Below are 23,981 nucleotides of genomic sequence, written 5' to 3'. Positions count from 1 at the left end.
GACCGCGTTTCTTCAGAAAGAATGCGGTCCACTGTGGGAGCGGGCTTGCTCGCGAAAGGGGCAACGCGGTGCTGCGCCAGCCTCAATAAGACCTGCCCGTATGGTTATTAAGGGAAATAACCTTGGTCTTGCCAATCCGGTGACGATAGATCTCGCGCAGGTACTTGATGGATTTCTTCACGCAGTCGCGGGACAGGCGGATGTCGTTGATCGAGACGAACTTGTCTTTATCGTTGATCAGCTCACGGTACTTTTTCTCATACATCGGCTTGATCGCGTACCAGTTGGTGTCGAGGATCTTCGCCGGGTTCTCGAACTCATTGAGCAGTTCGTCGATGCGGGCTTCGTCGAAGTCTTCATTGATGATGAAGTCCAGGATCGAATTGTCCAGGGTCTCGTCGAAGCGGTACGGGGTGCGGGCGAAGCAGCGCTTGATGAACGCCACGATCAGGGTCAGGAAATCATCCGACAGGCACGGGCTCTTGGCGATCAGGGTGGTCAGCGACAGGTTGGCCGAGGCGCCGATCACCAGCGCGTAGCGCTTGAGGGTGGTATTGGGGAACAGGCTGTTGAGGTGGGTCTTGAGCCGGTTCAGGTCCATGTAGGACAGCTTGTAGTCCTTGGGCAAGGAGACAATGGACACCACCGACGAGCAGTTCTTGAAGAAGTGCAGGTCGTGCAGCGCGGCGGCGTCGTAGCCGGAGTTCTTGTACTGCTCCAACGAGGCACGGTAGCGCTTGGATTCGATGGGTAACAGGCTGATGCCTTCGATGGCCTGGGTGACCTTGTTGAAGTGCGGCAGGTCGATGGAGCGGAAGAACAGGTCGTCGATGTTCAGGCGCGGCGGCTCTTTCTCGAATACCTTGAACTTGTCGCCGCTCGGCGCCGGGGTTTCCGGGACGACGGATTCGGCGTAGGCAATCGCCACGGGGCCGGCCAGGCTCATGAACAGGTCGTTGGCGTCCAGGCGAATGGTTTCGCCAATGTCGATGCCGGCGCGACGGAAGTAGTTCTGGTCGTAGTCGGTGGTGACGGCCTGGGCCGTCAGGATGTTGAAGATCTGCTGGGAAATGTACTGGTTGGCGTGTTTTTCCATCGCATTGACATCAATGTTCTGGATGTTGCCGTCATCGCTTTCCTCGGCGTAACGCATGATGTCGTTGGAAATCAGCATCATCGCGTTCCATGGACGGATACGGCCCATGACGCTGGCTTCGCTGCTGTCTTCATTGGCGAAGTTGTAGGAGAAATCCCATTCTTCCGAGAGGTATTTGCACAGCAGGCGTCCGGCGTTGATGTGCAGCGCCTCGGACATTTCACTGCGATGGTCGGAAATGTTCGGCAGCACGCAGATGCCGCTGGTGAAAATCGGCTCGAAGACGAAGGAATGACCGCTCTTGCTGTCGTGTTCGTCCATCGGCTTGGTGTCGAACGTCTTGTTCATGTACGAGTACTGCTGGGCCAGGCCGAACTCGGAGGCCATGCCCGAACCGGTACCGCCGCCGGCGCTGAAGATCGAGAAATACAGGCGCGACTGGTTGGCCTTGATGCCGCAGCTGTCGATCAGGTACGAGTGGATCATTTTCCAGTCGGGGCTGGAGAAACGCTGGGTGTCCTTGTTCAGGATGATCTTGGCCAGGTACTGGCCGAGGATCGGCGCGTTACCGGCGCCACCGGCGTGGACTTCCGACAGGTCCATGATTTTCATTTTGCTGTAGTCGCGCAAAAAGCCGCTTTTCTCGCCCTTGCGCGAGAAACGGATGCGCCCGGCGATGTCCTTGTCCAGGTCGCCGAGCATGACCAGCGGTTCCACCAGGAATACCGGCTTGCTGGCCTTGCTGGTGCCCAGGCGCAGGTTGTTGCGGATCCACTGCGCCGGGCTGTAGCCCTTGTCGCTGTAGCCTTTGTCTTCGGCGTTGAATTCGTTGAGGTAGAACTTGCGGGCGTTGTACACCAGCTCGGCCACGTCCAGGGCGATGTTGGAGCCGCAGCGACCCAGGCCGATCAGGCACACCGACGGAAACTCTTGCTGGGCACGGTCGAATTCGTCGTCTACCAGGTGCGGTGGGCGCGGGAACACGGTGTCACGCAGGCCATCGAGGTTGTCGAGGATACGGTCGGTATTGGTTTCGGTGAAATACAGGTACTGCTGGGTCGACAGAGGGCGCGGAGGGGGCGACGGCTTCGAGACTTCAGGGCCGTTGGCGGCCGGGCTCAAGGTCAGATCGGATACCGCAGTGGCTGTTTTTTTTGAGGTCATTGTGCGCCATGTGCCTGAACTGGTGGCTCGACGAATGCGATCATCGAACCCTCGCGGATGGGAATTCGCGCCGGGATAAACGCGAATGTCGGTCCAAGCGGTCAGGGCTACAGCCTGAGCAGCGCTCGGGATAATCTTTTCCTGATCATGTTGAATCGGCCACCGAACCTCGATCTTTAACCAATAAAAGGCAAAATGATGGCAATTGGCGCAGGGTATTGACCGGCATCAAGAAATACGCCGCTTTCCATGGTCGGGTATCAGCCTTGCGAATAATTGGAGACAGGCCCCGTGCCGCTGTCTAGATTGCATAACCAGGCCACGGATCGTTGGCCCATAACAATAAAAGAGACGGACCCATGCAGAACTCGACCCAAGCGGCGAATGCCTGGCGCATTCTGTTCCTGTTGTTCCTGGCCAACCTGTTCAATTTCTTCGACCGCACCATCCCGGCGATCATCATCGAGCCGATCCGCATGGAATGGAGCCTCAGTGACTTCCAGATCGGCATCATCGGCACCGCGTTCACCATTGTTTATGCCATTGCCGGCTTGCCCCTGGGGCGCATGGCCGATAACGGTTCGCGCAGCAAATTGATGGGCTGGGGGCTTGCGGCTTGGAGCGGGCTGACGGCGGTGAACGGCCTGGTCGGCAGTTTCTGGGCGTTTTTGGTGGTGCGCATGGGCGTCGGCATCGGCGAGGCCAGCTACGCGCCGGCGGCCAACTCTTTGATTGGCGATCTGTTCCCGGCCCATCGGCGGGCGCGGGCCATGGGCATTTTCATGCTCGGGCTGCCGCTGGGGCTGCTGCTGGCGTTTTTCACCATCGGCGCGATGGTCAAGGCCTTCGACAGCTGGCGCGCGCCGTTCTTCATCGCGGCGGTGCCGGGGCTGGTGCTGGCGGTGTTCATGTTTTTCATCAAGGAGCCCAAGCGCGGCGCGGCGGAAACCGTGCAGGTGTCCCAGGAAAAGATCGACAAGCCGGTCCGCCGGGTGCTGGCGATTCCGACCTTTCTTTGGTTGGTGCTGGCGGGGCTGTGCTTCAACTTCGCGACCTATGCCTGCAACTCATTCCTGGTGCCGATGCTGCAGCGTTATTTCCTGATGCCGCTGCACGAGGCGGCCGTGGCGACCGGGATCATGGTGGGCGTGACGGGCTTGTTCGGGCTCACCCTGGGCGGCTGGGTCGCCGACAAGATCCACCAGCGCGTGCCCAACGGCCGCCTGCTGTTTGCCGCGTTCAGCCTGGCGATTTCGACGGTCACCACGGCGTGGGCCCTGCATGCCGGGCGCATAGAAATCGGCGTGTTCGTGGCGGTGTTCAGCGTCGGTTGGCTGTTTGCCTATAACTTTTACACCTGCGTCTACACCGCGATCCAGGACGTGGTGGAGCCGCGCCTGCGCGCCACGGCGATGGCGTTGTACTTTGCCGGGCTGTATTTGCTCGGCGGCGGCCTGGGGCCGGTGGTGGTGGGCGGCTTGTCCGACTACTTCGCCCGCACGGCCATGGCGACCGCAGGCGCCCCGCAGATGACCGAAGCCTTCAAGGCCATCGGCCTGCATGACGCGATGTACCTGATCCCGGTGGCGTTGCTCCTGACCATGGTGTTCCTGTTCCTGGCGTCACGCTGCTTCGTGCGCGATGCCAAGCGGATGAAGGATGGGATGAGTGCAGTTGTGGTGCCCGAAGGTGTCGTGGCGACGGCCTAATGAGATTTTGTGGCGCCGATGCTTTTGTGGCGAGGGAGCTTGCTCCCGCTCGGTTGCGCAGCGACCGCACCATTTTTGGGGCCGTTTCGCGGCCCAGCGGGAGCAAGCTCCCTCGCCACAGAGGTGGTGTGTTGCAGGTTATCCAGCCTTGTCATCCCGCCCCCGCAACAGGCGATCAGGCATCGCCACCGCTGCGGCCAACCCCAGCAGCGACACCGCCGCGCTGATCAGCAGCAAATGCCGGAACGTCGCCTGCAACGCCTGGCGCAAGGCATGCTGCGCCTCGCCCGGGGCAGCGTTGAGGCCGTCGAGCAAGACGTTGCCGGAATGCCCTTCGCCGAGCAGCGATGATCCGGTGAGCTGGGCGAAGCTTGAATCCTGCAACAAGGCCAGCAGCAACGCCGACATCAAGGCCACGCCCACCGCGCCGCCGAGGGAGCGGAACAGGTTGGTGGTGCTGGTGGCGACGCCAATGTCCTGTTGCTGCACGGCGTTTTGCGAGCCCACCAGCGACGTGGGGAACTGCATGCCGGAGGCGATGCCGCTGAGCAGCATGAACAGGCTGCTGAGCCAGAACGCATCAGGCGCCGTGAAGGCCATGCCGAGGATCGCGAATGGAAAGAGCAGGGCGCCGCTGAGGATCATCGGTTTGTAGCGCCCCGTGACCGAGGTTCGGCGGCCGGCGTAATACGCGCCAATGGGCAGCCCCATCGCCAGCGGCAACAAGTGCAACGCGGCGCTGTCGGCACCGGCGCCGGTCACGCTCTGGAAGCGCAACGGCACCAGCACCGTCAGGGAAATCGCCTGGAAACTGGTGAAGAACACCGTGCACCAGCACAGCACCGCGCTGCGGTTGGCGAACAGGTGCATCGGCAGCAACGGTTCCCGGGCCCGGCGCTCGTGCCAGGCGAACATCCCCAGCGCTACCCCCGCGCAACCCAGCAACCCCAGCACTTCAGGGCTGTGCCAGGCATGGCCTTGGCCGACCTGGGTAATCCCCAGCAACAATGCTGTCAGGCCGATGATCAGCAACACGGTGCCCAGGTAATCGATGATCGGCGTGCGTTGCGGTACTGGCAGCCCGACCAGGGTGCGCCGGGCCACCCACCAGGCCACGAGGCCCAGTGGCAGGTTGATCCAGAACACCCAGCGCCACGACAGGTATTCGGTCATGTAGCCACCGAGCACCGGCCCGGCCACGCTGGCCACCGCGTACATGCTGCTGAAATACCCCTGGTAGCGACCCCGCTCCCGGGGCGGGATGATGTCGCCGATGATCGCCTGGCTCACCGAAATCATCCCGCCGGCGCCGATGCCCTGGAAAATCCGCGCCAGTACCAGTTGTTCCATGTTTTGCGCCAGGCCACAGAACAGCGAGGCCAGGGTGAACAGGCCCATGCCGAACAACATCAGTGGTCGGCGGCCATAAAGGTCGCCGAGCTTGCCGTAGATCGGCACCGCCACGGTCATGGCGACCATGTAGCCGGAAATCACCCAGGCCAGCAGGCTGACGTCGGCGAATTGTGCGGAGATGGCCGGCATCGAGACGGCGACGATGGTCTGGTCCAGCGCACCGAGGAAAATCGCCAGCATCAGGGCAACCAGTACGCTGCGAATGGCCGGTTTTGGGGCTTGGAGCGTATTGAGCTGAGTCACGACAGAACCTGCGGGCGTCGCGCCAAAGAGGCGAATGGGACGAAGCCCGCAGTTTAAGTCGATAGGCGGCTATTCGATAGCCTCGTAAGGAAGCCCGACGTAATTTTCCGCAATGGTTTTTCGACCGGCCTCGGAGTCGAGGAAATACTCCAGTTCGGCTTCGCTGATGCGCTGGTTGAAGGCGTCGTCGTCGAAGCGGTGCAGCATCGACGTCATCCACCAGGAGAACCGCTCGGCTTTCCACACGCGTCGCAGGCAGATGGCCGAATATTGTTCCAGCAAGTCCACACGGCCGTCGCGATAGACCTTGAGCAAGATGTTGAACAGCGTGCTGACATCGCTGGCCGCCAGGTTCAAGCCCTTGGCCCCCGTCGGTGGGACGATGTGGGCCGCGTCGCCCACCAGGAACATCCGCCCATACTGCATCGGTTCGACCACGAAGCTGCGCAGGGGCGCGATGCTTTTTTCGATGGAGGGGCCGGTCACCAAGGCGTCGGCCAGGTCGGCGGGCAGGCGGTTTTTCAGTTCACTCCAGAAGCGCTCGTCAGGCCAGTCGGCGACGTGTTCCTCGGCGGGGACTTGCAGGTAATAACGGGTGCGGGTCTTGGAGCGCATGCTGCACAGGGCAAACCCGCGGTCGTGCCGCGCGTAGACCAGCTCCTCGTGCACCGGCGGGGTGTCGGCCAGTACGCCGAGCCAGCCAAACGGGTAGACGCGCTCGAAGACCTTGAGCTTTTCCGCTGGAATGGACTGGCGGGCCACGCCGTGGAAACCGTCGCAACCGGCAATGTAGTCGCAGTCCAGGCGCCAGGTTTGCCCTTCGTGTTCGAAGGTCACGAAGGGATGCTCGGTTTGCATGTCGTGGGGCTGGGCGTCGCTGGCCAGGTACAGGGTGCGGGCGCCGGCGGCTTCGCGGGCGGCCATCAAGTCACGGGTGACTTCGGTCTGGCCGTAGACCATGACGTTTTTACCGCCGGTCAGGCCCTTGAGGTCGATGTGCACTCGCCGATCGTTGAGCACCAGTTCAAAGCCGTCATGGGGCAGGCCTTCGGCGTCCATGCGCTGGCCAACGCCGGCCTGGCGCAGCAGCTCGACCATGCCTTGCTCCAGCACACCGGCGCGGATGCGGCCCAAGACATAGTCCGGGGCCTGGCGTTCGAGGATGACAGTGTCGATCCCGGCGTTGTGCAACAACTGGCCGAGCAGCAGGCCAGAGGGGCCGGCGCCGATGATAGCGACTTGGGTCTTGAGGGTTTTCATTGTTCTTATGACTCGCACGAAGCACGCGACCAGGGTCGGTGTTGATTGTTATGGACCGAGTGCCTGCATTTTTCGCTTGCGGACCTGTCAGTTGAAGGGGAAAACTGAGCCGATACCTGTTCTTTTCGCCAATTGGTGCGATTATCGCCCGCAACCCCACGCCCGGATCCACGTTATGAAAAAACCTGACCTGCCTTCGATCCCGGTGTTCAAGCTCTACGGTGAGAGCCAGGAATGGCCGACGCCGGATCTGCTGCACTGCGAGACCATCTCCAAGCGCAGCCGCGAGCATCAATGGGAAATCAAACCCCATCGGCACGCCGATCTGTGCCAGTTGCTGTTTGTCTTCAAGGGCCAGGCGGAACTGGAAATCGAAGGCCGGCGCACGCAACTCACCGAGCCGGCCGTGCAGATCCTGCCGCCGCTGTCGGTCCATGGCTTTCGTTTTTCCGAGGATGTGGAAGGTTACGTGGTGACGTTGGCGGCGCCGCTGGTCACGCACCTGCAAGCGCAGCTGGGGCATTCGGTCAACGTGCTGGCCCAGGCCGAAAGCTACCCGGCCCTCGAGAATGCCGAGTACCTCAACAGCCTGTTCAGCGCCTTGCAGAATGAGTACATGGGCCATCAACCGGCCCGGGAAATGCTCATGCATGCCCTGGTCAGCGTGATCATGGTCTGGGTCAGTCGCCAGGTGATGCAGCGCCACACCCAGGCCCAGCGCCCGCAACGGGCCCGGGAGTACCTCAACGGTTTCATTCAGTTGGTGGAAGAAACCTATCGCGAGCACGTCAAGGTCGAAGACCTGGCCCATCGCCTGGGCATTTCCGTGTCGCACCTCAACGGCACCTGTCGTGAACTGGCGGGGCAACCGGCGTTGCAGATCATGCATGAGCGCCAGTTGCTGGAAGCCAAGCGCCTGCTGACCTACACCGGCATGACCATCTACGAGATTTCCGAACTGCTTGGGTTTTCCGACCCGACCAACTTCACCCGGCTGTTCCGCCGGCGCGTCGGTATCTCGCCCAAGGCGTTCCGGGACCGGCTCAAGACCGATCAACAGGAAGACTGACCACGCCTCAGCGCAGGGCGTTCAGGGTTGCGCTGTGGGGGATGCAGCGTTCGAAGTTGCAGCTGGCGTATTCACGGGGCAGTTGCCTGGCCTGCTCGACCCGGTAGGCCGCCGTGCCATACAGCGCAAGCGTAGCGGCGCAAGTGACGAAAATGGCGAGGCGTCTTCTTGTTTTGATGTTCATGGCGGTGACCTCTGAACGAATACCCGGGGGTACTGTATTCAGCATAGGTCAGCTATAGCGAGTTGCCAGCCAGGCAGGCTTTGTGTGTAACCCGATATTCAGAACACTGATATTCCCTGTTGGGCCCAGGCTTCAGGCTGAAGCCCTGCTTCATTGTGGCGAGGGAGCTTGCTCCCGCTGGGCCGCGCAGCGGCCCCAAGCTCTTGCGGTCGCTGCGCAACCGAGCGGGAGCAAGCTCCCTCGCCACAGGTTCATTTCATGTCAGGAATGGCAGCGTTTCCCAGCCAGTTATTCCAGGTGCTCCGGCTTCATCGGGTCGCCCGGCTTGACGTCCAGTTGGTGGCGCACGTCTTCGAACATTTCGTCGTAGTACTTGTGCATCGAACCGATGCTGGCAGCCTTGGGCAGGCCGTATTTCTGGGCGATGCGCGTGGCATGGCGGGCGAAGTCGAAGGCCTGGTCCTTGGCCAGGAAAAAGGTTTCGTCCAGGGTTTTTTCTTCCACCGTGCCGTGCAGTTGGAACGACATGCCCGTCTCGCCCTTGTCATTCCGATCGAGCTTGTAGTCGATGCACAGGTTGTAGCTGAAATCATCCTTGTTCAGCGCATGGCGTTCCATGTGCAGGTGACCGGGTTTGAACGTGGCCATAAACGACTCTCCTTCGAAGGCATGGAGAACGGCAGACACCGTGCCTGCCGCATAAGTTTTCCCGTTAGCGATAAACAATGCCCGGCGTCGCCGTGCTGATGCGCGTGCCGGCGGTGCCCTGGACGATAGCATCGATGTCCGACAGCGACCCGATCACCGCGACCTTGCCGGTGTTGCGCGCGAATTCACAGGCGGCCTGCACTTTCGGCCCCATGGAACCGGCGGCGAAGCCGAGCCGTTCCAGTTCGTCGGGATGGGCCTGGGCGATGGCTTTCTGGGTCGGCTTGCCAAAGTCGATGAACGCAGCGTTGACGTCGGTGGCGATCACCAGCAGATCGCTTTCCAGCTGTTCGGCCAGCAGCGCCGAGCACAGGTCCTTGTCGATCACCGCTTCCACGCCTTGCAGCTTGCCGTCGGCGTCGTACATCGTCGGGATGCCGCCACCGCCGGCGCAGATCACGATACTGCCTTTTTCCAGCAGCCATTTGATCGGGCGGATTTCAAAGATGCGCTTGGGCCTGGGGCTGGCGACCACGCGACGGAACTTGTCGCCGTCGGGGGCGATGGCCCAGCCTTTTTCAGCGGCCAGTGCCTGTGCTTCTTCCCGGCTGTAGACCGGGCCGATGGGCTTGGTGGGGGTTTGGAAGGCCGGGTCGTTGGCGTCCACTTCGACCTGGGTCAGGAGCGTGGCGAAGGGGACTTCGAAGTCCAGCAGATTGCCCAGTTCCTGTTCGATGATGTAGCCGATCATGCCCTCGGTTTCGGCGCCGAGCACGTCCAGCGGGTACGGCGTGACCGAGGTGTAGGCCGCCGCCTGCAGCGACAGCAGGCCGACTTGCGGGCCGTTGCCGTGGGCGATGACCAGTTGGTTGCCGGGGTGGATCTTGGCGATCTGTTCGGTCGCGGTGCGGATGTTGCTGCGTTGATTGGCTGCGGTCATGGGTTCACCCCGACGCAGGAGGGCGTTACCGCCCAGGGCAACGACGATGCGCATGGTGCTGTCCTTTAAAAAATGGATCGAACAATGCAGTTCCCTGTGGGAGCGGGCTTGCTCGCGAAAGCGGTGTTACAGGCAACATTTATTTAGACTGATACACCGCTTTCGCGAGCAAGCCCGCTCCCACACTGGATCGCATTCCAACAAGGGGCGGACGGGATTTTTAGATATCCGCCAACGCCGCCACCAGGATCGCCTTGATGGTGTGCATGCGATTTTCCGCCTGCTCGAAGGCGATGTTGGCCGGGGATTCGAACACCTCCTCGGTCACTTCCACGCCGTTGGCCAGGTTCGGGTAGCGTGCGGCGATGTCCTTGCCGACCTTGGTTTCACTGTTATGGAACGCCGGCAGGCAGTGCATGAATTTCACCCGTGGGTTGCCCGAGGCCTTCATCATCTGCGCGTTGACCTGGTAGGGCAGCAATTGCTCGATGCGCTCATCCCAGGCCTCCACCGGCTCGCCCATGGACACCCAGATGTCGGTGTGGATGAAGTCCACGCCCTTGACGGCTTCCCTCGGGTCTTCGGTGATGGTCAGGCGGGCGCCACTTTCGGCGGCGAAGGCCTGGCACTGGTCGATGAAATCCTGGTGCGGCCACAAGGCTTTTGGCGCGCCGATGCGCACGTCCATGCCCAGCTTCGCGCCGATCATCAGCAACGAATTGCCCATGTTATAGCGGGCATCGCCCAGGTAGGCGTAGCTGATGTCATGCAGCGGCTTGTCGCTGTGTTCGCGCATGGTCAGGGTGTCGGCGATCATTTGGGTCGGGTGGAATTCGGCGGTCAGGCCGTTGAACACCGGCACCCCGGCGAACGTGGCCAACTCCTCGACGATCTCCTGCTCGAAGCCACGGTATTCGATGGCGTCGAACATCCGCCCCAGGACCCGGGCGGTGTCTTTCATGCTTTCCTTGTGGCCGATCTGCGACGACACCGGGTCGATGTAGGTGACGTGGGCGCCCTGGTCGTGGGCGGCGACTTCGAAGGCGCAGCGGGTGCGGGTCGAGGTTTTCTCGAAGATCAGCGCGATGTTCTTGCCCTTGAGGTGCGGCTGTTCGGTGCCGGTGTACTTGGCACGCTTGAGGTCGCGGGACAGGTCCAGCAGAAAGTGCAGCTCGCGGTTGGTGTGGTGCATCAGGCTCAGCAGGCTGCGGTTGCGCATGTTGAACGCCATGGTGTGGATCTCCTCTGGTGTAGGTTATCCCCGAGACCGATTTTGGATAAGGAACGGCCCCGGCTCGAAGTCAGTAATCGATCGGGTCGCGGATGATCGGGCAGGTCATGCAATGGCCACCGCCCCGGCCCCGGCCCAGTTCGCTGGCGCTGATGGTGATGACTTCCACGCCGGCCTTGCGCAGCAGGGTATTGGTGTAGGTATTGCGGTCGTAGCCGATCACCACGCCCGGTTCCACCGCCACGACGTTGTTGCCGTCGTCCCATTGCTCGCGTTCGGCGGCGAAGCTGTTGCCGCCGGTTTCCACGACTCGCAACGCGGGTAGCTTGAGCGCGGCGGCCACGGTGTCGAGGAAGCTGCCGTCCTCGCGGCGCACGTCGATGCCGCCGGGCTTGCTCTCGTCAGGGCGCAGGGAGAAGGCGACGATCTGGCTCACCACTTCGGGGAATACCGTGACCAGGTCGCGGTCGCAGAAACTGAACACAGTGTCCAGGTGCATGGCGGCCCGGGATTTCGGCAAGCCAGCGACAATCACCCGTTCCACCGCCTTGTGCTTGAACAGGTTCAGCGCCAACTGGCCGATGGCCTGGTGGGACGAGCGTTCGCCCATGCCGATCAACACCACGCCGTTGCCGATGGGCATGACGTCGCCGCCTTCAAGGGTGGCGTTGCCGTGGTCCTGGTCCGGATCGCCGTACCAGACCTGGAAGTCCGCGTGGGTGAACTCCGGATGGAATTTATAGATGGCGCTGGCCAGCAGGGTTTCCTGTCGGCGCGCCGGCCAGTACATCGGGTTCAAGGTCACGCCGCCGTAGATCCAGCACGTGGTGTCGCGGGTGAACTGGGTATTGGGCAACGGCGGCAGGATAAAGCTGGAATGTCCGAGAAAGTCGCGGAACATCTGGATAGTCTTGCCACCGAAGCTGTCCGGCAGGTCATCGGCCGAGACGCCGCCGATGAGGAACTCGGCGATATGGCGCGGTTCCAGGCTGCGCAGCCACGAACCGACTTCATTCACCAGGCCCAGGCCCACCGAGTTGGCGGTGATCTTGCGCTGGAGGATCCAGTCCAGGGCTTCGGGGATGGCGACGATGTCGGTCAGCAGGTTGTGCATTTCCAGCACGTCGATGTCACGCTCGCGCAGCTTGGTGACGAAATCGAAATGGTCGCGCTTGGCCTGGTTGACCCAGATCACATCGTCGAACAGCAGCTCGTCGCAGTTGTTCGGGGTCAGCCGCTGGTGGGCCAGGCCTGGGGAACAGACCATGACTTTACGCAGTTTGCCGGCTTCGGAATGAACGCCGTACTTCACTTTTTCCGTGGTCATTACACATCCTCCCGTTAAAACAATCAGCCAACTACAAGGTCAGGAAGCCGTCGTAGAGCCCGTAGGCGGCCACGAGGGCGCCTGCGACCACCGCGGCGAAAATCAGCTTCTCGACAGAGGTGAAAATCGGTTTGCCCAACTCGCGCTTGGCCTTGGCAAACAGGATCGCGCCAGGGGCGTAGAGCAGGGCGGAGAGCAGCAGGTACTTGATGCCGCCGGCATACAGCAGCCACACCGCATAGATCAGGGCGATGGCCCCGATGACCAGGTCCTTGCGCCGCTCGGCCGCGAAGCCTTCATAGGTCTCGCCGCGCACCGCCAGCAGCAGCGCATAGGCCGCCGACCAGAGGTACGGCACGAGGATCATCGAGGTGGCGAGGTAGATCAGTGACAGGTAGGTGCTGGCCGAGAACAGGGTGATGACCAGAAACAGCTGGACCATCGCATTGGTCAGCCACAGGGCGTTGGCCGGTACGTGGTTGGCGTTCTCCCGGCGCAGGAACTCGGGCATGGTGTGGTCTTTGGCAGCGGCAAACATGATCTCGGCGCACAGCAGTACCCAGGACAGCAGGGCGCCGAGCAGCGAGATGATCAGGCCGACGCTGATCAGCACCGCCCCCCAATGCCCGACGACATGTTCCAGCACGGCGGCCATGGACGGGTTCTGCAACTTCGCCAGTTCAGGCTGGGTCATGATGCCCAGGGACAGCACGTTCACCAGCACCAGGAACAGCAGCACGGTGATGAAACCGATGACGGTGGCCTTGCCGACGTCGCTGCGTTTCTCGGCCCGGGCGGAAAAAATGCTCGCGCCCTCGATGCCGATGAACACCCACACGGTGACCAGCATCATCTTGCGCACCTGGTTCATCACGCTGCCCAGGTCCGGGTTCATCGTGCCCCAGATGTCCCGGGTGAAGATCTCGAGCTTGAAAGCGAACAGGGCGATCAGCACGAACAGCACCAGCGGCACGATCTTGGCGACGGTGGTGACCAGGTTGATGAACGCGGCTTCCTTGATCCCGCGCAGCACCAGGAAATGCACCGCCCACAGCAGCACGGAGGCGCCGATCACCGCCGCGACGGTATTGCCTTCACCAAAGATCGGAAAGAAGTAGCCCAAGGTGCTGAACAGCAGCACGAAGTAACCGACGTTACCCAGCCACGCGCTGATCCAGTAGCCCCAGGCCGACGAAAAACCCATGTAGTCGCCGAACCCGGCCTTGGCATAGGCATACACGCCGCCGTCCAGATCAGGCTTGCGGTTGGCCAGGGTCTGGAACACGAAGGCCAGGGTCAACATGCCGACGGCGGTGATGGCCCAGCCGATCAGCACCGCGCCGACATCGGCACTGGCCGCCATGTTTTGTGGCAGGGAAAAGATTCCCCCGCCGATCATTGAGCCGACGACCAATGCGACCAACGCACCCAATCGAAGTTTTCCGGGGGTATCAGACATATGCGAGACTCCAATGCAGGAGAAGAGAGTCAACAGACTAAGTCGATTTGAAAGTTAAATAGCTGATCTGGATCAGTGCATGACAACATTCCATTGTAATGAAGAACTTAAAGCGTCCGTTGGCGTGTTTAGATGCACAAAAAGCCTATTCCAGAGGCTTTTTGCAGGGGGGCTGGGTGATTGCGTTTCGGTAGGATATTCACGCTAGTTGATTTCCACTGAGCCGCAACTATTTTGTAGGTGGCTGTCCTGGTATTTTTATTTAGCGCCATTGAATAGTGGCTGATAAATAAGACAACGGACTTTGCAATGCGCGCGTTATTCAAAAACGCTATCGGCTTTTATTTAATTATTAAATAGCGAGGGGAAATGTCGCCACCGATTGAAAAGTTGCCACTGGGCGCGTTGGTCGCACTGGTGGTGGGGTCGATGATCGGTGGTGGGATCTTTTCCCTGCCGCAAAACGTCGCGGCTAGGGCCGATGTCGGTGCGGTACTGATCGGCTGGGCCATCACCGCTGTCGGCATGCTCACCCTGGCCTTCGTGTTCCAGACCCTGGCCAATCGCAAACCGGCATTGGACTCGGGCGTGTATGCCTACGCCAAGGCCGGGTTCGGTGACTACATGGGCTTCTCGTCCGCCTGGGGTTACTGGATCAGCGCCTGGATGGGCAATGTCGGTTACTTCGTGCTGCTGTTCAGCACCTTGGGGTATTTCTTCCCGGCGTTTGGCCAGGGCAACACGCCGGTGGCCATCGGCTGTGCATCGTTGCTGTTGTGGGCCGTGCATTTCCTGGTGTTGCGGGGCATCAAGGAGGCGGCGTTCATCAACCTGGTGACCACCGTGGCCAAGGTCGTGCCGCTGTTGATGTTCATCGTCCTGGCCGCCGTGGCCTTCAAGGCCGAGGTGTTCACCCGCGATATCTGGGGCGCGATGAGCCCGGACCTGGGCAGCGTGATGGACCAGGTGCGGCACATGATGCTGGTCACGGTGTTCGTGTTCATCGGTATCGAAGGTGCCAGCGTGTACTCGGCGCGGGCACAGAAACGTGCGGACGTTGGGCGGGCGACGGTGATCGGTTTCCTCGGTGTCCTGGCGTTGCTGGTGCTGGTGAATGTGTTGTCCCTGGGGGTCATGAGCCAGCCGGAATTGGCGCAGTTGCAGAACCCGTCACTGGCCGGCGTGCTGGAGCACATTGTCGGGCCTTGGGGCGCATTGCTGATCAGCCTGGGCTTGGCGGTGTCATTACTGGGGGCGCTGCTGTCCTGGGCGCTGCTGTGCGCCGAGATCCTCTACGCCACCGCCCGGGACAAGACCATGCCGGCATTCCTCACCAAGGAAAATGCCAACCATGCGCCGGTCAATGCGCTGTGGTTGACCAATGGCATGATCCAACTGTTTTTGCTTATCACGTTGTTTTCCGCCGGCACCTACACCAGCCTGATTTATCTGGCCTCATCGATGATCCTGATGCCGTACCTGTGGTCGGCCGCTTATGCGGTGCTGCTGTGCGTCCGTGGGGAAACCTACGAACGAGCCTCGGCCCAGCGCATGAAAGACCTGTGCATAGGTGGCGTGGCCCTGTGCTACGCGGTGTGGCTGCTGTACGCCGGCGGGTTGAAATACCTGCTGCTGTCGGCGTTGTTGTATGCACCCGGAGTGATCCTGTTTGCCCAGGCCAAGTGGGAACAGGGACAGCCCTTGTTCACCGCTGTGGAAAAAGGTGTTTTTGCCTGTGTGCTGTTTGGCGCGGGTGTAGCGGCGTATGGGTTGTACAGTGGGTTTTTGGCGTTGTGAGGTTCACCGTAATGCCGAGGCGAACCCTTGTGGCGAGGGAGCTTGCTCCCGCTGGGCTGCGCAGCAGCCCCCAAAAAAATAGGGCCGCTACGCGCCCCAGCGGGAGCAAGCTCCCTCGCCACAGGGGGCCGTTGAAACTGCTAGTGCATGTCACCACCGGGCCCGATGCGCCCCCAGTTCAGCTGCCGGCAAGGTCCATTGCAGCGGCGTCCCGGTGATTTTCAAGGGCACCTGCAGCCGGTGGGCTGGCCCCCATGGCGTCTGTTCGATCACCAGGCCCTGATCATCCTCGGCCTCGGCTCGCAATGGGCTCGAGTCCCCTGCGCCACGCTCGATCAACAGCTTAGCCGTGCGTGCCAGTGACAGACGTGCCGAGCCGCCATGGCCCGTGTGCAGGCGCCGGGCCAACAGCACCAAGGCGCTGGCCGCCAGCAGATAGCCGGTGCCGTGGTCCAGTGCTTGCACGGGCAGCGGTGTCGGTTTGTCGGTGTGTTTCCAAGCCAGGCCGGCTTCGGCAATGCCACTGCTCATCTGCACCAGGCTGTCGAAGCCGCGCCGGTTCTGCCAGGGGCCGCTCCAGCCGTAGGCGTTGAGGCTGACGTCGATCAGGCCCGGAGCCAGTTTACTGCGCTGTTCGGCGCCGTAGCCCAGGCGTTCCAGAGCGTCGGCACGGTAGCCGTGGAGGAGGAGGTCGGTGTCCTTGAGCAATGCCTCGAACGCCGCGCGATCATCGGCTTGATGCAGGTCGAGGCGGGCGCAGCGTTTGCCCAGGGTGACTTCCGGGACCACGCCGGGTTCGTTCCAGGTTGGCGGGTCGATGCGCAGCACGTCGGCCCCGAGGCCGGCGAGGAAGCGGCTGGCGACGGGGCCGGCCAGTACGCGGGTCAGGTCCAGGACCCTGAGGCCCGCCAGTGGCTGGGTCACGGAGCCAGGCCAGGGTTTCTGCTGTCCTCCAGTCGCTTCACTCAGATGCACCAGCGGTTCGGCATTCACTGCCATGCCTTGAGGGTGAGTTTGCCAGGCCTGCCACGAACGCATCTGGGCAGCGCAACCGCCGGCGTCGACCACGGCTTGCTCCAGCTCGGCCTTGTTCCAGCGGGTGACCCTGGCCGCCATGTCGGCGCGGTCGGTGCAGGTGCCGAGGACTTTTTCCGCCGCCAGGCGATGATGCGGCGCGTTGGTGTGCAGGCGAATCCAGCCGTCGGCGCAGGCATAGTCGCCGGCCACCGGATCCCACATCGGTGGCACGCGCCAGCCGATGGGGCGTAGGGAGGTGGCGAACCAGAACGATGCCAGGCGTCGGTCGACTTCGACGGGGGGCAGGCGGCCGGTCTGCTGGTGGATGAGCTCGGCGGTGGCTTGGCCGGCTGCGGCGATGCTGGCGCTGGCCAGCTCCGTGACGGCGAACGCCGAGGGCAGGGCGCCTTCGCCGCTGAAGGTGATTGGGGTCGTGGGCAAACCGAGCGCGGCTTGCATGGATGTGAGTAGATCTGCCATCGAAAGCCCCTCCTGAACCAGAGGGCGAGCATAGATCAAAAATCCGTTGGGGGCCGCTTTGAGGCCCAGCGGGAGCAAGCTCCCTCGCCACGAATACCTCGCGCTTGTTCCGGTCGCGACCAGATCCACAGGTTGCCAAGGCCCATGCCGGCGAGCGCCAGGTAGACCGGCCAGCCGTGGTCGAGCATCACCAACATCAGCCCGGCACACAGCAGCATGCTGGCGCTGGCACCGACCTTGGCCCGGCGCGGGATGACCTTGCCGTTGCGCCAGTTGTGCAGCATCGGCCCGAACAGCCGATGGTTCTCCAGCCAGGCGCTCAGGCGCGGCGAACTGCGGGTCGCGGCCCAGGCGGCCAAGAGGATGAACTCGGTGGTCGGCAGGCCAGGCACGACGATGGCGACCAGGCCGATGGCCAGACTGGTGTAGGCGAGCAGGGCGAAGAGCAGTTGGGTGAGTTTCGACGGATGGTTCATCAGCGTTTTTCAGTCATACACATTTCCTGTGGGAGCGGGCTTGCTCGCGAAGGCGGTATATCAGCCAACATAACCGTTAACTGACCCACCGCCTTCGCGAGCAAGCCCGCTCCCACAGTGGTTTCTGGGTGGACTGCAAGATATGCATCCACCCCTAGATTCCTTGTGCGAATCAGGCCAACTCGGTCGCGTAAGCCTGTTCCAGCAGTACCGTAAATCGGTTAAAGGCATCCAGCGCGCCTTTGTCCGCCTCGGCTTCCTGTTGTTCGGTGAAGGTCAGGCCATCGAGGGTGCGGGTGAAGGTTTTCCAGCCTTCGGCACGCCCGCCGTCAGGTTCGGCCAGATGCCGGGCGCCGAAGGTTTCGCTCAGCCCCAGGCCTACGGCACGCTTGATCAGGAAGGCGGCGCCGAGCTTCGAACCTTCGGAGACGAACAGCCAGCCCAAGGCTTCGGCCTGGGTCGGGTTTTTCACCGCACCGGCCACCGGCCCAGGGACTTCGGTGTCCAGGTCGGCGAGATCCGCCTTGGCTGCGTCGGCACGGCAGCGGGCTGGCAGGTCGGGGATCAAGGCGGCCAGTTCGGCGTCGTTGTACAGCGCCACCAGTTCCGACTGGAACAGGTACTGGGCGACGACGAAACGGGCGAAGCTGGCCGGGGTGTCGAACGGCGCATGGGCCTTGACCAGCGCATCGAGCTTGCCGTGGGGCTCGTGGGTGATCTGGTTCAGGCGTTGGGAGCGTGAAGCGGGGCGTTGTGTGGTCATGAAAAAATTCCTTCGAATGAAACAGGTGTGGCGAGGGAGCTTGCTCCCGCTCGGTTGCGCAGCGACCGCAAGTTCTTGGGACTGCTGCGCAGTCCAGCGGGAGCAAGCTCCCTCGCCACAGGCATTTGGCTTGCCGACAAAAATTGGTCAGATATCCCAGACCAGGTTCACCGCGAAGTTACGCCCGGGCGCCGTCAGGCGATCGAGGTTGGCGGGGCTCAGCACGGCCGCTTCGCCGACGCTGTCGTAGCCGCGCACGTCATCCCACAGCCAGTATTTCTTGTCGGTGAGGTTGTAGAGGCCGCCGCTGACGGTCACGTCGCCGGTCACCTTGTAGTAACCCGTCAGGTCGAGGATGCCGAAGCCTGGGGTCTTGAATTGGCTGCTCACGCCATCGGGGGAGTTGAAGTTGCTGTCGTCGACGCGGTCCTTTTTCTTGACCAGGGTCCAGCTGAGCAAGGTGCCGAACTGCTCCTGGTCGTAGCCCAGGCCGAACACGCCGGTGAGCGGGTTGATGCTGTTGAGCGGTTCGCCCGTGTCGTTGTTGCGACCGTAGAGGTAGGCCACCGAACCCTGGGTGTAGAGGCCTTTTGGCGCGCCCAGCACGTCCAGGTCCAGGCGCCCCTTGGCTTCGACGCCCTTGATGGTGGCGTGCTTGATGTTGTTGCTCTGGAAGGTCAACTGGTCGGCACCGGGGATGATGGCGTCCTCGTTGATGAAGTCGCGGTACTTGTTGTAGAACACCGCCACGTCGAACGAGCCGGAGTCGAAACGGCCCTTCAAGCCAGTCTCAAAGCTTTTGCTTTTTTCTGGTTCCAGATCGGGGTTGGGCTCCACGCTATAGCCAGGGTTGGTGTTCTCGAAGCGGCCATACAGGGCCTTGGCGGTGGGGGTGCGGAAACCCTCGGCGTACTGGCCGTACCAGGTGTACTCATCGCTCAGGGCGTAGGTCACGCCGAATTTGGGCGAGACGCGATGCCAGGTCTTGTCCTTGCCGCTGACTGTACCGCCGCCGGTAGGGTCCACGGTACTGAGGAATTCCTCGGTCAGGTGCGGTTTGAGCCGGGTGTAGTCGTAGCGCAGGCCGGGGGTGAAGGTCCATTTGTCCCAGCTGATCTGGTCCTGGGCGAACAGGCTGTAGGTGTTGATGGTCGGGTCGGGGAAGTCACTGGCTTTTGCCAGCACGTCCCGGGTGCTGATGGCGCCCACCGCCGGGCAACCGACGCCGACCGCCAGGCACACGCCATTGCCACTGCGCGAGCCGGTGACTTTCTGTTGCTTGAGGGTGGTGCCGTAGGTCAAGGCGTGGTCGGTGTCGGCGACGCTGAAGGCCTTGTCCAGTTGCGCATCGAAGACCCACTGCTTCTCTTCGTAGAGGGTCTCCCGGGTGCGCAGGACCTGGCGGGTGATGGGGAAATAGAACTCGGCGGTGCTCTGGTCGGTCTTGGCGACCTGGTGATTCAGGCTCCACTTGACGTGATCGGCCAGCAGGCTGTCGAGGGCGAAGCTGTGTTCCAGGCCGAAACGCTCGCGGGTGATGGTGTCGTTGCCAGTGCGCCACTGGTACATGCCGCCGGGCAGCATGGAGGTGGGGATCGTGGGGCGGCCGTTGGAGTAGGGGCCGCCATAGGCGCTTTTCAGGTCGCTGTCGCGGTCGTCCTTGTATTTCTCGTAGACCAGGCCAAGGCGTGCATCATCGTTATAGTTCCAGCCGAGCTTGGCCAGCACGTTGTAGGTGCGCACGTCTTCAGGGTTGGCGGCGGTGCGATCCAGGCCGGTGCCGTTGTGGCTGCCGTAGGATTCGGTTTCGTGGCCGTCACGCTGGCTATAGTGCAGCAAGCCATCGACTGGGCCACTACGGCCGGCGACGGTGGCGGACTTGAGCCAGCTCTCGTCGGCGGAGCTGTAGCCGGTCTTCAGGCGCGCGCCGACGTCCTCGCCCGGCTTGATGATGTCGTCCGGATCGAGGGTGAAGTAGCTGACGGCACCGCCAATGGCATTGCTGCCGTACAGCACCGAGGCCGGGCCGCGGAGGATTTCCACGCGCTTGATGATTTCCGGGTCGACGTAGTTGCGTTGGGTCTTGGCGTAGGGGCCGTTGAAGAACCCGCCGGGTATTTCAACGCCGTCGACCTGGGTCAGGATCCGATTGCCGTCGATGCCGCGGATGTTGTAGCCGCTGATGCCGCCGCGCTGGCCCGCGCCACCCACCGATACGCCCGGTTCATAGCGCACCAGGTCCTTGAGGGTATTGACGTTGTTGCGGTCCAGTGCCAGGCGGTCGTGGACGGTGACCGTGCTCGGTACGCTGGTGATGTCCTGTTCCTGGCGGGTGGCGCTGATGGTCACCTGTTGCAGTTCCAGCGCGCTGCCGCGGCTGCGTTTTTCCAGGACGATGCTGTTGTCGCCCAGCTTGCGATAGCTCAGTTGGGTCCCCGCCAGCAGGCGTTCCAGGGCTTTTTCCGGCGGTAGCGAGCCGTTCACCCCTGGCGACGCGACGCCTTCGGCCAGTTCCGCCGGCAGGCCGACCTGCCAGCCGGTGACCGCGGTGAATGCATTCAGGGCCGAGACCAGGGGTTGCCGGGCGATGGCAAAGGTGTAGTCGCCCATGTTGCGTGCAGGGGGCTGCACGGTGGTGGCGGCCAGGGCGAGCGGCGCGGTGCCGGCCATCAGGATGGCGGCGGTGAGCAGTGACAGCGTGCAAGAAGGGGCAAGAAACCGGCAAGTAAGGCGAGAGGACATCGATAGCGCTCCGTGTCGCATCTGTTATAGGTGCAAATTCGCATGGATAGATGCGAATCAATTGCATTGGCTATAACGAGACGAACCAGCGAAGCCTATCGAGTAAAAATAATTCTCATTTAGTTCAGGATTACCAGCGCCGGGAATTCCTGTAGGCGCGCCGAGGTGATGTGGGCCAGGGAACGGACCACGTCCAGCGGCTGATCGAGGCGGTAATTGCCGGTCACCGCGACGTTGGCCAATTGTTCGTTGCTGTTGATGATCCAGCCGGGGTAGTAGCGGCGCAGCTCGGCCAGTACCTGGCTCAGCGGCCGGTTTTCGAACACCAGCCGACCCTGGACCCAGGCCAGCTCGGTGCTGGCATCGAGCCGGGCCGGGCGGTCGAAGCCGTTGGGGCCGATGCGGATGCTTTCCCCGGCGGACAAGCGTACATGGGTGTCGTTGCGGGTGGCCCGCAGGTCCACATCGCCGCGCTGCACCTGGACCTGGGCCACACCGTCGAGGTAACGCACGGCGAAGGTGGTGTCGCTGACGCTGGCGGTAACCGGGCCGGCATCGATTTCCAGCGGCAGGGTGCTGTTGCCCGGGACTTCGAAGAAGGCCTCGCCTTTGTACAGGCGCGCCACGTGCCGTTGTTCGTTGAACGTGCTGGAGAAGGCCGAATCGGTGTTGAGCAGGACCTTGGAACCGTCCTCCAATTGCAGGCGCTGGCGCTCACCGACCACGGTCAGGTGATCGGCCTGGAAATGCAGGGGCAGGTCGCTGAAGTTGAACAGGCCGAGAAGCAGAACAGCGGCGGTGGCCAGGGGTTTCCAGTGGTCACGCAGGCGCGACAGGGCGGTGACCTTGGGCGCGGTTTCCAGCCGGCGGGCACTTTCCAGCACCTGCGGGCCGTTCCAGATCGCCTGGGCCCGGGCAAACGCCTCGCCGTGACGTGGATCGGCCGCCAGCCAGGCCTGGAACTGCCGCGTCTGTTCCGCGCTGGGGCTGTCCAGCAGGATCAGCCAGTCCAGCGCCTGCTCCATGGCATGGGCGGTTTCCGGCGTCGGCTCAGGAGAAGGGGAGTAGTCCGTCACGGTGAGTTCTCTTATTAGCGGCCCGCACAAGCTACAAGCCGCAGGCATTAGGAGGCAAGCCTGTACGCAGCGTGAAGTTCATGGGTTGCGCTCAGCCACACCCACACAGATCGCCATGATCAGCTTCAGTTCCTTTTGCACGGTGCTCAGGGATACACCGAGCCGTTCGGCGATTTCCTGGTAACTGTGGCCATGCAGGCGGCTGAGGATGAATATCTGCTGTTGGCGCGGGCTCAGGGCTTGCAAGCTGACGTCCAGGCGCTCGAGCAGTTGCTGGGCATGGGCGGCGTCCTCGGCACTGCTCTGGGGGGCGACGACGTTGTGGACGACTTCCAGCGGTACGTCGTCCAACAGCGTTCGGGATTGGATGCGCCGGGCACGCAGATGGTCCAGCGCCAGGTTGCGGGCGGTCTGGAAAACAAAGGGTTCGAGGTGTTCGACCGTACGTTCGGCCAACGCTCGGGTGACGCGCAGGTAGGTTTCCTGAAGCAGGTCTTCGGCGGTACTGGGGTTGCTGACCATGCGCTCGAGGGTGCGTAGCAGCGGCGTGCGCTGGGCGAGGAAGACATGATGAAAGCGCGATTGACTCACGGTAGGGCCCGATCCGGTTCGAGAAGATGATAATGCTTATCATCTACATGGTGGGTCAAGCCTTCATTTCACCGGTCCCCTGTAACCCTGTGGGAGCGGGCTTGCTCGCGAAAGCGGTGGATCAGCCACCTTTTTTATTGACTGACACTCCGCTTTCGCGAGCAAGCCCGCTCCCACAAAAAAAGCTCAACTGCCGTTTCAGTTACTCGGCGTTACACAACGCCAGGCAGTTATCCAGCATGCGGTTGGAGAAGCCCCATTCGTTGTCATACCAGGCCAGCACCTTGAGCAGCTTGCCGCTGGCCTTGGTGTGGTTGGCGTCGAAGATCGACGACAGCGGGTTGTGGTTGAAATCGCTGGAGACCAGCGGCAGGGTGTTGTAGCCGAGGATCTTCGAATGCTGGCTGGCATGGCGTAGCAGTTCGTTGACTTCTTCGGCCGAGGCTTCGCGCTTGAGCTGCACGGTGAGGTCGACCAGGGAGACGTTGATCACCGGTACGCGCACGGCCATGCCGGTCAGCTTGCCGGCCAGTTCCGGCAGCACCAGGCCCACCGCTTCGGCGGCGCCGGTCTTGCTCGGGATCATGTTCTGGGTGGCCGAACGGGCGCGGTACGGGTCGCTGTGGTAGACGTCGGTCAGGTTCTGGTCGTTGGTGTAGGCATGGATAGTGGTCATCAGGCCGCTTTCGATGCCCAGCTCGCGGTGCAGCACCTGGGCCACCGGGGCCAGGCAGTTGGTGGTGCACGACGCGTTGGAGATGATCTGGTGGGACTGGCGCAGGATGTCATGGTTCACGCCATACACGACGGTGGCATCGGCGCCCTTGGCCGGAGCCGAGATGATCACCTTGCGGGCGCCGGCGCTGATGTGCGCGGCTGCCTTGGCACGGTCGGTAAACAGACCGGTGCATTCGAACACGACGTCGATTTTCTCGGCGGCCCAGGGCAGTTCGGCCGGGTTGCGGATGGCGCTGACCGAGATGCGGTCGCCATTGACCGTCAGGCTTTCATGATCGTGCTGGACGTCGGCATCGAAGGTGCCATGCACGGTGTCGAACTTGAGCAGATGGGCATTGATTGCACTGTCACCCAGGTCGTTGATGGCGACGATCTGCAGGTCGCGACGGTAGCCTTGGGTATACAGTGCACGGAGGACGTTGCGGCCGATGCGGCCAAAACCATTGATTGCGATTCGAAGAGTCATTAACTGCGCCGCCGTCGATTTGTTGTTGGAATTACAAGATTATTCGCATAAAAATAGAAAACAAGCCTTTTTAGTGGCAATATTTTGTTTTA

At 62.1% G+C, this 23,981-nt stretch carries 19 protein-coding genes; 3 read left to right on the top strand and 16 right to left on the bottom strand.

Features of this window, described 5'->3' with window-relative positions:
• Positions 1–82 precede the first annotated feature (82 nt).
• The gene (locus M1D99_RS23545; protein ID WP_186708465.1) at positions 83–2,260 is read right to left on the bottom strand and encodes a hypothetical protein; all 2,178 of its coding nucleotides are present in this window, start codon (positions 2,258–2,260) and stop codon (positions 83–85) included.
• A gap of 359 nt (positions 2,261–2,619) precedes the next feature.
• Here M1D99_RS23545 and M1D99_RS23540 point away from each other — a divergent pair, with 359 nt between their 5' ends.
• On the top strand, positions 2,620–3,969 hold the full coding sequence (locus M1D99_RS23540) for a spinster family MFS transporter (protein ID WP_053119054.1): 1,350 nt from the start codon (positions 2,620–2,622) through the stop codon (positions 3,967–3,969).
• A gap of 138 nt (positions 3,970–4,107) precedes the next feature.
• Here M1D99_RS23540 and M1D99_RS23535 read toward each other — a convergent pair whose 3' ends face one another.
• Positions 4,108–5,625, bottom strand: coding sequence for an MDR family MFS transporter (locus M1D99_RS23535; protein ID WP_458130850.1), 1,518 nt, complete (start codon positions 5,623–5,625; stop codon positions 4,108–4,110).
• 69 nt (positions 5,626–5,694) lie between these two features.
• The gene (pobA, locus tag M1D99_RS23530) at positions 5,695–6,885 is read right to left on the bottom strand and encodes a 4-hydroxybenzoate 3-monooxygenase (RefSeq protein ID WP_458130849.1); all 1,191 of its coding nucleotides are present in this window, start codon (positions 6,883–6,885) and stop codon (positions 5,695–5,697) included.
• 175 nt (positions 6,886–7,060) lie between these two features.
• Here pobA and M1D99_RS23525 point away from each other — a divergent pair, with 175 nt between their 5' ends.
• Positions 7,061–7,954: a helix-turn-helix domain-containing protein gene (locus M1D99_RS23525; RefSeq protein WP_186708473.1), complete on the top strand. Its 894-nt coding sequence runs from the start codon at positions 7,061–7,063 to the stop codon at positions 7,952–7,954.
• A 7-nt stretch (positions 7,955–7,961) separates the two neighbouring features.
• On the opposite strand, the gene M1D99_RS23520 is transcribed toward M1D99_RS23525, so the two are convergent.
• From M1D99_RS23520 to arcD (M1D99_RS23495), 6 genes are all read right to left on the bottom strand, one after another.
• Positions 7,962–8,138 (bottom strand): hypothetical protein, encoded by a 177-nt coding sequence (locus tag M1D99_RS23520; protein ID WP_162843733.1) that lies wholly within the window; start codon positions 8,136–8,138, stop codon positions 7,962–7,964.
• A gap of 288 nt (positions 8,139–8,426) precedes the next feature.
• The gene (locus tag M1D99_RS23515; protein WP_186708475.1) at positions 8,427–8,786 is read right to left on the bottom strand and encodes a DUF5064 family protein; all 360 of its coding nucleotides are present in this window, start codon (positions 8,784–8,786) and stop codon (positions 8,427–8,429) included.
• 64 nt (positions 8,787–8,850) lie between these two features.
• Complete coding sequence (gene arcC / locus M1D99_RS23510; RefSeq protein ID WP_434571963.1) at positions 8,851–9,780, bottom strand: carbamate kinase; 930 nt, start codon at positions 9,778–9,780, stop codon at positions 8,851–8,853.
• A gap of 166 nt (positions 9,781–9,946) precedes the next feature.
• A complete protein-coding gene (locus M1D99_RS23505) occupies positions 9,947–10,957 on the bottom strand; it encodes an ornithine carbamoyltransferase (RefSeq protein WP_186708478.1) in 1,011 nt (336 codons plus the stop codon).
• A 70-nt stretch (positions 10,958–11,027) separates the two neighbouring features.
• Positions 11,028–12,284 carry an arginine deiminase gene (arcA, locus tag M1D99_RS23500; protein ID WP_458130848.1) on the bottom strand — a complete coding sequence of 419 codons (1,257 nt, stop codon included), beginning with the start codon at positions 12,282–12,284 and terminating at the stop codon, positions 11,028–11,030.
• A gap of 31 nt (positions 12,285–12,315) precedes the next feature.
• Positions 12,316–13,743, bottom strand: a complete 1,428-nt coding sequence (arcD, locus tag M1D99_RS23495; protein ID WP_217884302.1) for an arginine-ornithine antiporter — start codon at positions 13,741–13,743, stop codon at positions 12,316–12,318.
• 369 nt (positions 13,744–14,112) lie between these two features.
• Between arcD (M1D99_RS23495) and arcD (M1D99_RS23490) the strand changes: the two genes are divergently transcribed.
• Complete coding sequence (gene arcD, locus M1D99_RS23490; RefSeq protein WP_434571959.1) at positions 14,113–15,540, top strand: arginine-ornithine antiporter; 1,428 nt, start codon at positions 14,113–14,115, stop codon at positions 15,538–15,540.
• Positions 15,541–15,690: 150 nt separating this feature from the next.
• On the opposite strand, the gene M1D99_RS23485 is transcribed toward arcD (M1D99_RS23490), so the two are convergent.
• The 7 genes from M1D99_RS23485 to gap all read right to left on the bottom strand — a co-directional run bounded on the left by M1D99_RS23485 (position 15,691) and on the right by gap (position 23,889).
• Positions 15,691–17,037 carry a CoA transferase gene (locus tag M1D99_RS23485; RefSeq protein WP_458130847.1) on the bottom strand — a complete coding sequence of 449 codons (1,347 nt, stop codon included), beginning with the start codon at positions 17,035–17,037 and terminating at the stop codon, positions 15,691–15,693.
• A 35-nt stretch (positions 17,038–17,072) separates the two neighbouring features.
• Entirely contained in the window at positions 17,073–17,513 is a 441-nt protein-coding gene (locus tag M1D99_RS23480; RefSeq protein ID WP_434571955.1) for a YbaN family protein, read from the bottom strand.
• 172 nt (positions 17,514–17,685) lie between these two features.
• Entirely contained in the window at positions 17,686–18,276 is a 591-nt protein-coding gene (locus M1D99_RS23475; protein WP_186730483.1) for a biliverdin-producing heme oxygenase, read from the bottom strand.
• A gap of 147 nt (positions 18,277–18,423) precedes the next feature.
• On the bottom strand, positions 18,424–21,018 hold the full coding sequence (locus M1D99_RS23470; RefSeq protein ID WP_458130846.1) for a TonB-dependent receptor: 2,595 nt from the start codon (positions 21,016–21,018) through the stop codon (positions 18,424–18,426).
• A gap of 119 nt (positions 21,019–21,137) precedes the next feature.
• On the bottom strand, positions 21,138–22,043 hold the full coding sequence (locus M1D99_RS23465; protein ID WP_186709245.1) for a FecR family protein: 906 nt from the start codon (positions 22,041–22,043) through the stop codon (positions 21,138–21,140).
• Positions 22,044–22,172: 129 nt separating this feature from the next.
• The gene (locus M1D99_RS23460) at positions 22,173–22,685 is read right to left on the bottom strand and encodes a sigma-70 family RNA polymerase sigma factor (protein WP_186730485.1); all 513 of its coding nucleotides are present in this window, start codon (positions 22,683–22,685) and stop codon (positions 22,173–22,175) included.
• A 202-nt stretch (positions 22,686–22,887) separates the two neighbouring features.
• Entirely contained in the window at positions 22,888–23,889 is a 1,002-nt protein-coding gene (gene gap, locus M1D99_RS23455; RefSeq protein WP_003184623.1) for a type I glyceraldehyde-3-phosphate dehydrogenase, read from the bottom strand.
• Between the last annotated feature and the right edge of the window lie 92 nt (positions 23,890–23,981).

It is taken from the genome of Pseudomonas sp. R3-41 (genome assembly GCF_054161485.1).
This window is presented reverse-complemented; position numbering and strand designations above follow the sequence as displayed.

Excerpts from the sequence above, each read along its gene's own strand:
- M1D99_RS23545 (WP_186708465.1), bottom strand. The coding sequence starts at position 2,260 with ATGACCTCAAAAAAAACAGCCACTGCGGTATCCGATCTGACCTTGAGC.
- M1D99_RS23465 (WP_186709245.1), bottom strand. The coding sequence starts at position 22,043 with ATGGAGCAGGCGCTGGACTGGCTGATCCTGCTGGACAGCCCCAGCGCG.
- M1D99_RS23470 (WP_458130846.1), bottom strand. The coding sequence starts at position 21,018 with ATGTCCTCTCGCCTTACTTGCCGGTTTCTTGCCCCTTCTTGCACGCTG.
- M1D99_RS23520 (WP_162843733.1), bottom strand. The coding sequence starts at position 8,138 with ATGAACATCAAAACAAGAAGACGCCTCGCCATTTTCGTCACTTGCGCC.
- M1D99_RS23485 (WP_458130847.1), bottom strand. The coding sequence starts at position 17,037 with ATGGCAGATCTACTCACATCCATGCAAGCCGCGCTCGGTTTGCCCACG.
- M1D99_RS23480 (WP_434571955.1), bottom strand. The coding sequence starts at position 17,513 with ATGAACCATCCGTCGAAACTCACCCAACTGCTCTTCGCCCTGCTCGCC.
- pobA (WP_458130849.1), bottom strand. The coding sequence starts at position 6,885 with ATGAAAACCCTCAAGACCCAAGTCGCTATCATCGGCGCCGGCCCCTCT.
- arcD (WP_434571959.1), top strand. The coding sequence starts at position 14,113 with ATGTCGCCACCGATTGAAAAGTTGCCACTGGGCGCGTTGGTCGCACTG.
- gap (WP_003184623.1), bottom strand. The coding sequence starts at position 23,889 with ATGACTCTTCGAATCGCAATCAATGGTTTTGGCCGCATCGGCCGCAAC.
- M1D99_RS23525 (WP_186708473.1), top strand. The coding sequence starts at position 7,061 with ATGAAAAAACCTGACCTGCCTTCGATCCCGGTGTTCAAGCTCTACGGT.
- arcA (WP_458130848.1), bottom strand. The coding sequence starts at position 12,284 with ATGACCACGGAAAAAGTGAAGTACGGCGTTCATTCCGAAGCCGGCAAA.
- M1D99_RS23515 (WP_186708475.1), bottom strand. The coding sequence starts at position 8,786 with ATGGCCACGTTCAAACCCGGTCACCTGCACATGGAACGCCATGCGCTG.
- M1D99_RS23475 (WP_186730483.1), bottom strand. The coding sequence starts at position 18,276 with ATGACCACACAACGCCCCGCTTCACGCTCCCAACGCCTGAACCAGATC.
- arcD (WP_217884302.1), bottom strand. The coding sequence starts at position 13,743 with ATGTCTGATACCCCCGGAAAACTTCGATTGGGTGCGTTGGTCGCATTG.
- arcC (WP_434571963.1), bottom strand. The coding sequence starts at position 9,780 with ATGCGCATCGTCGTTGCCCTGGGCGGTAACGCCCTCCTGCGTCGGGGT.
- M1D99_RS23540 (WP_053119054.1), top strand. The coding sequence starts at position 2,620 with ATGCAGAACTCGACCCAAGCGGCGAATGCCTGGCGCATTCTGTTCCTG.
- M1D99_RS23505 (WP_186708478.1), bottom strand. The coding sequence starts at position 10,957 with ATGGCGTTCAACATGCGCAACCGCAGCCTGCTGAGCCTGATGCACCAC.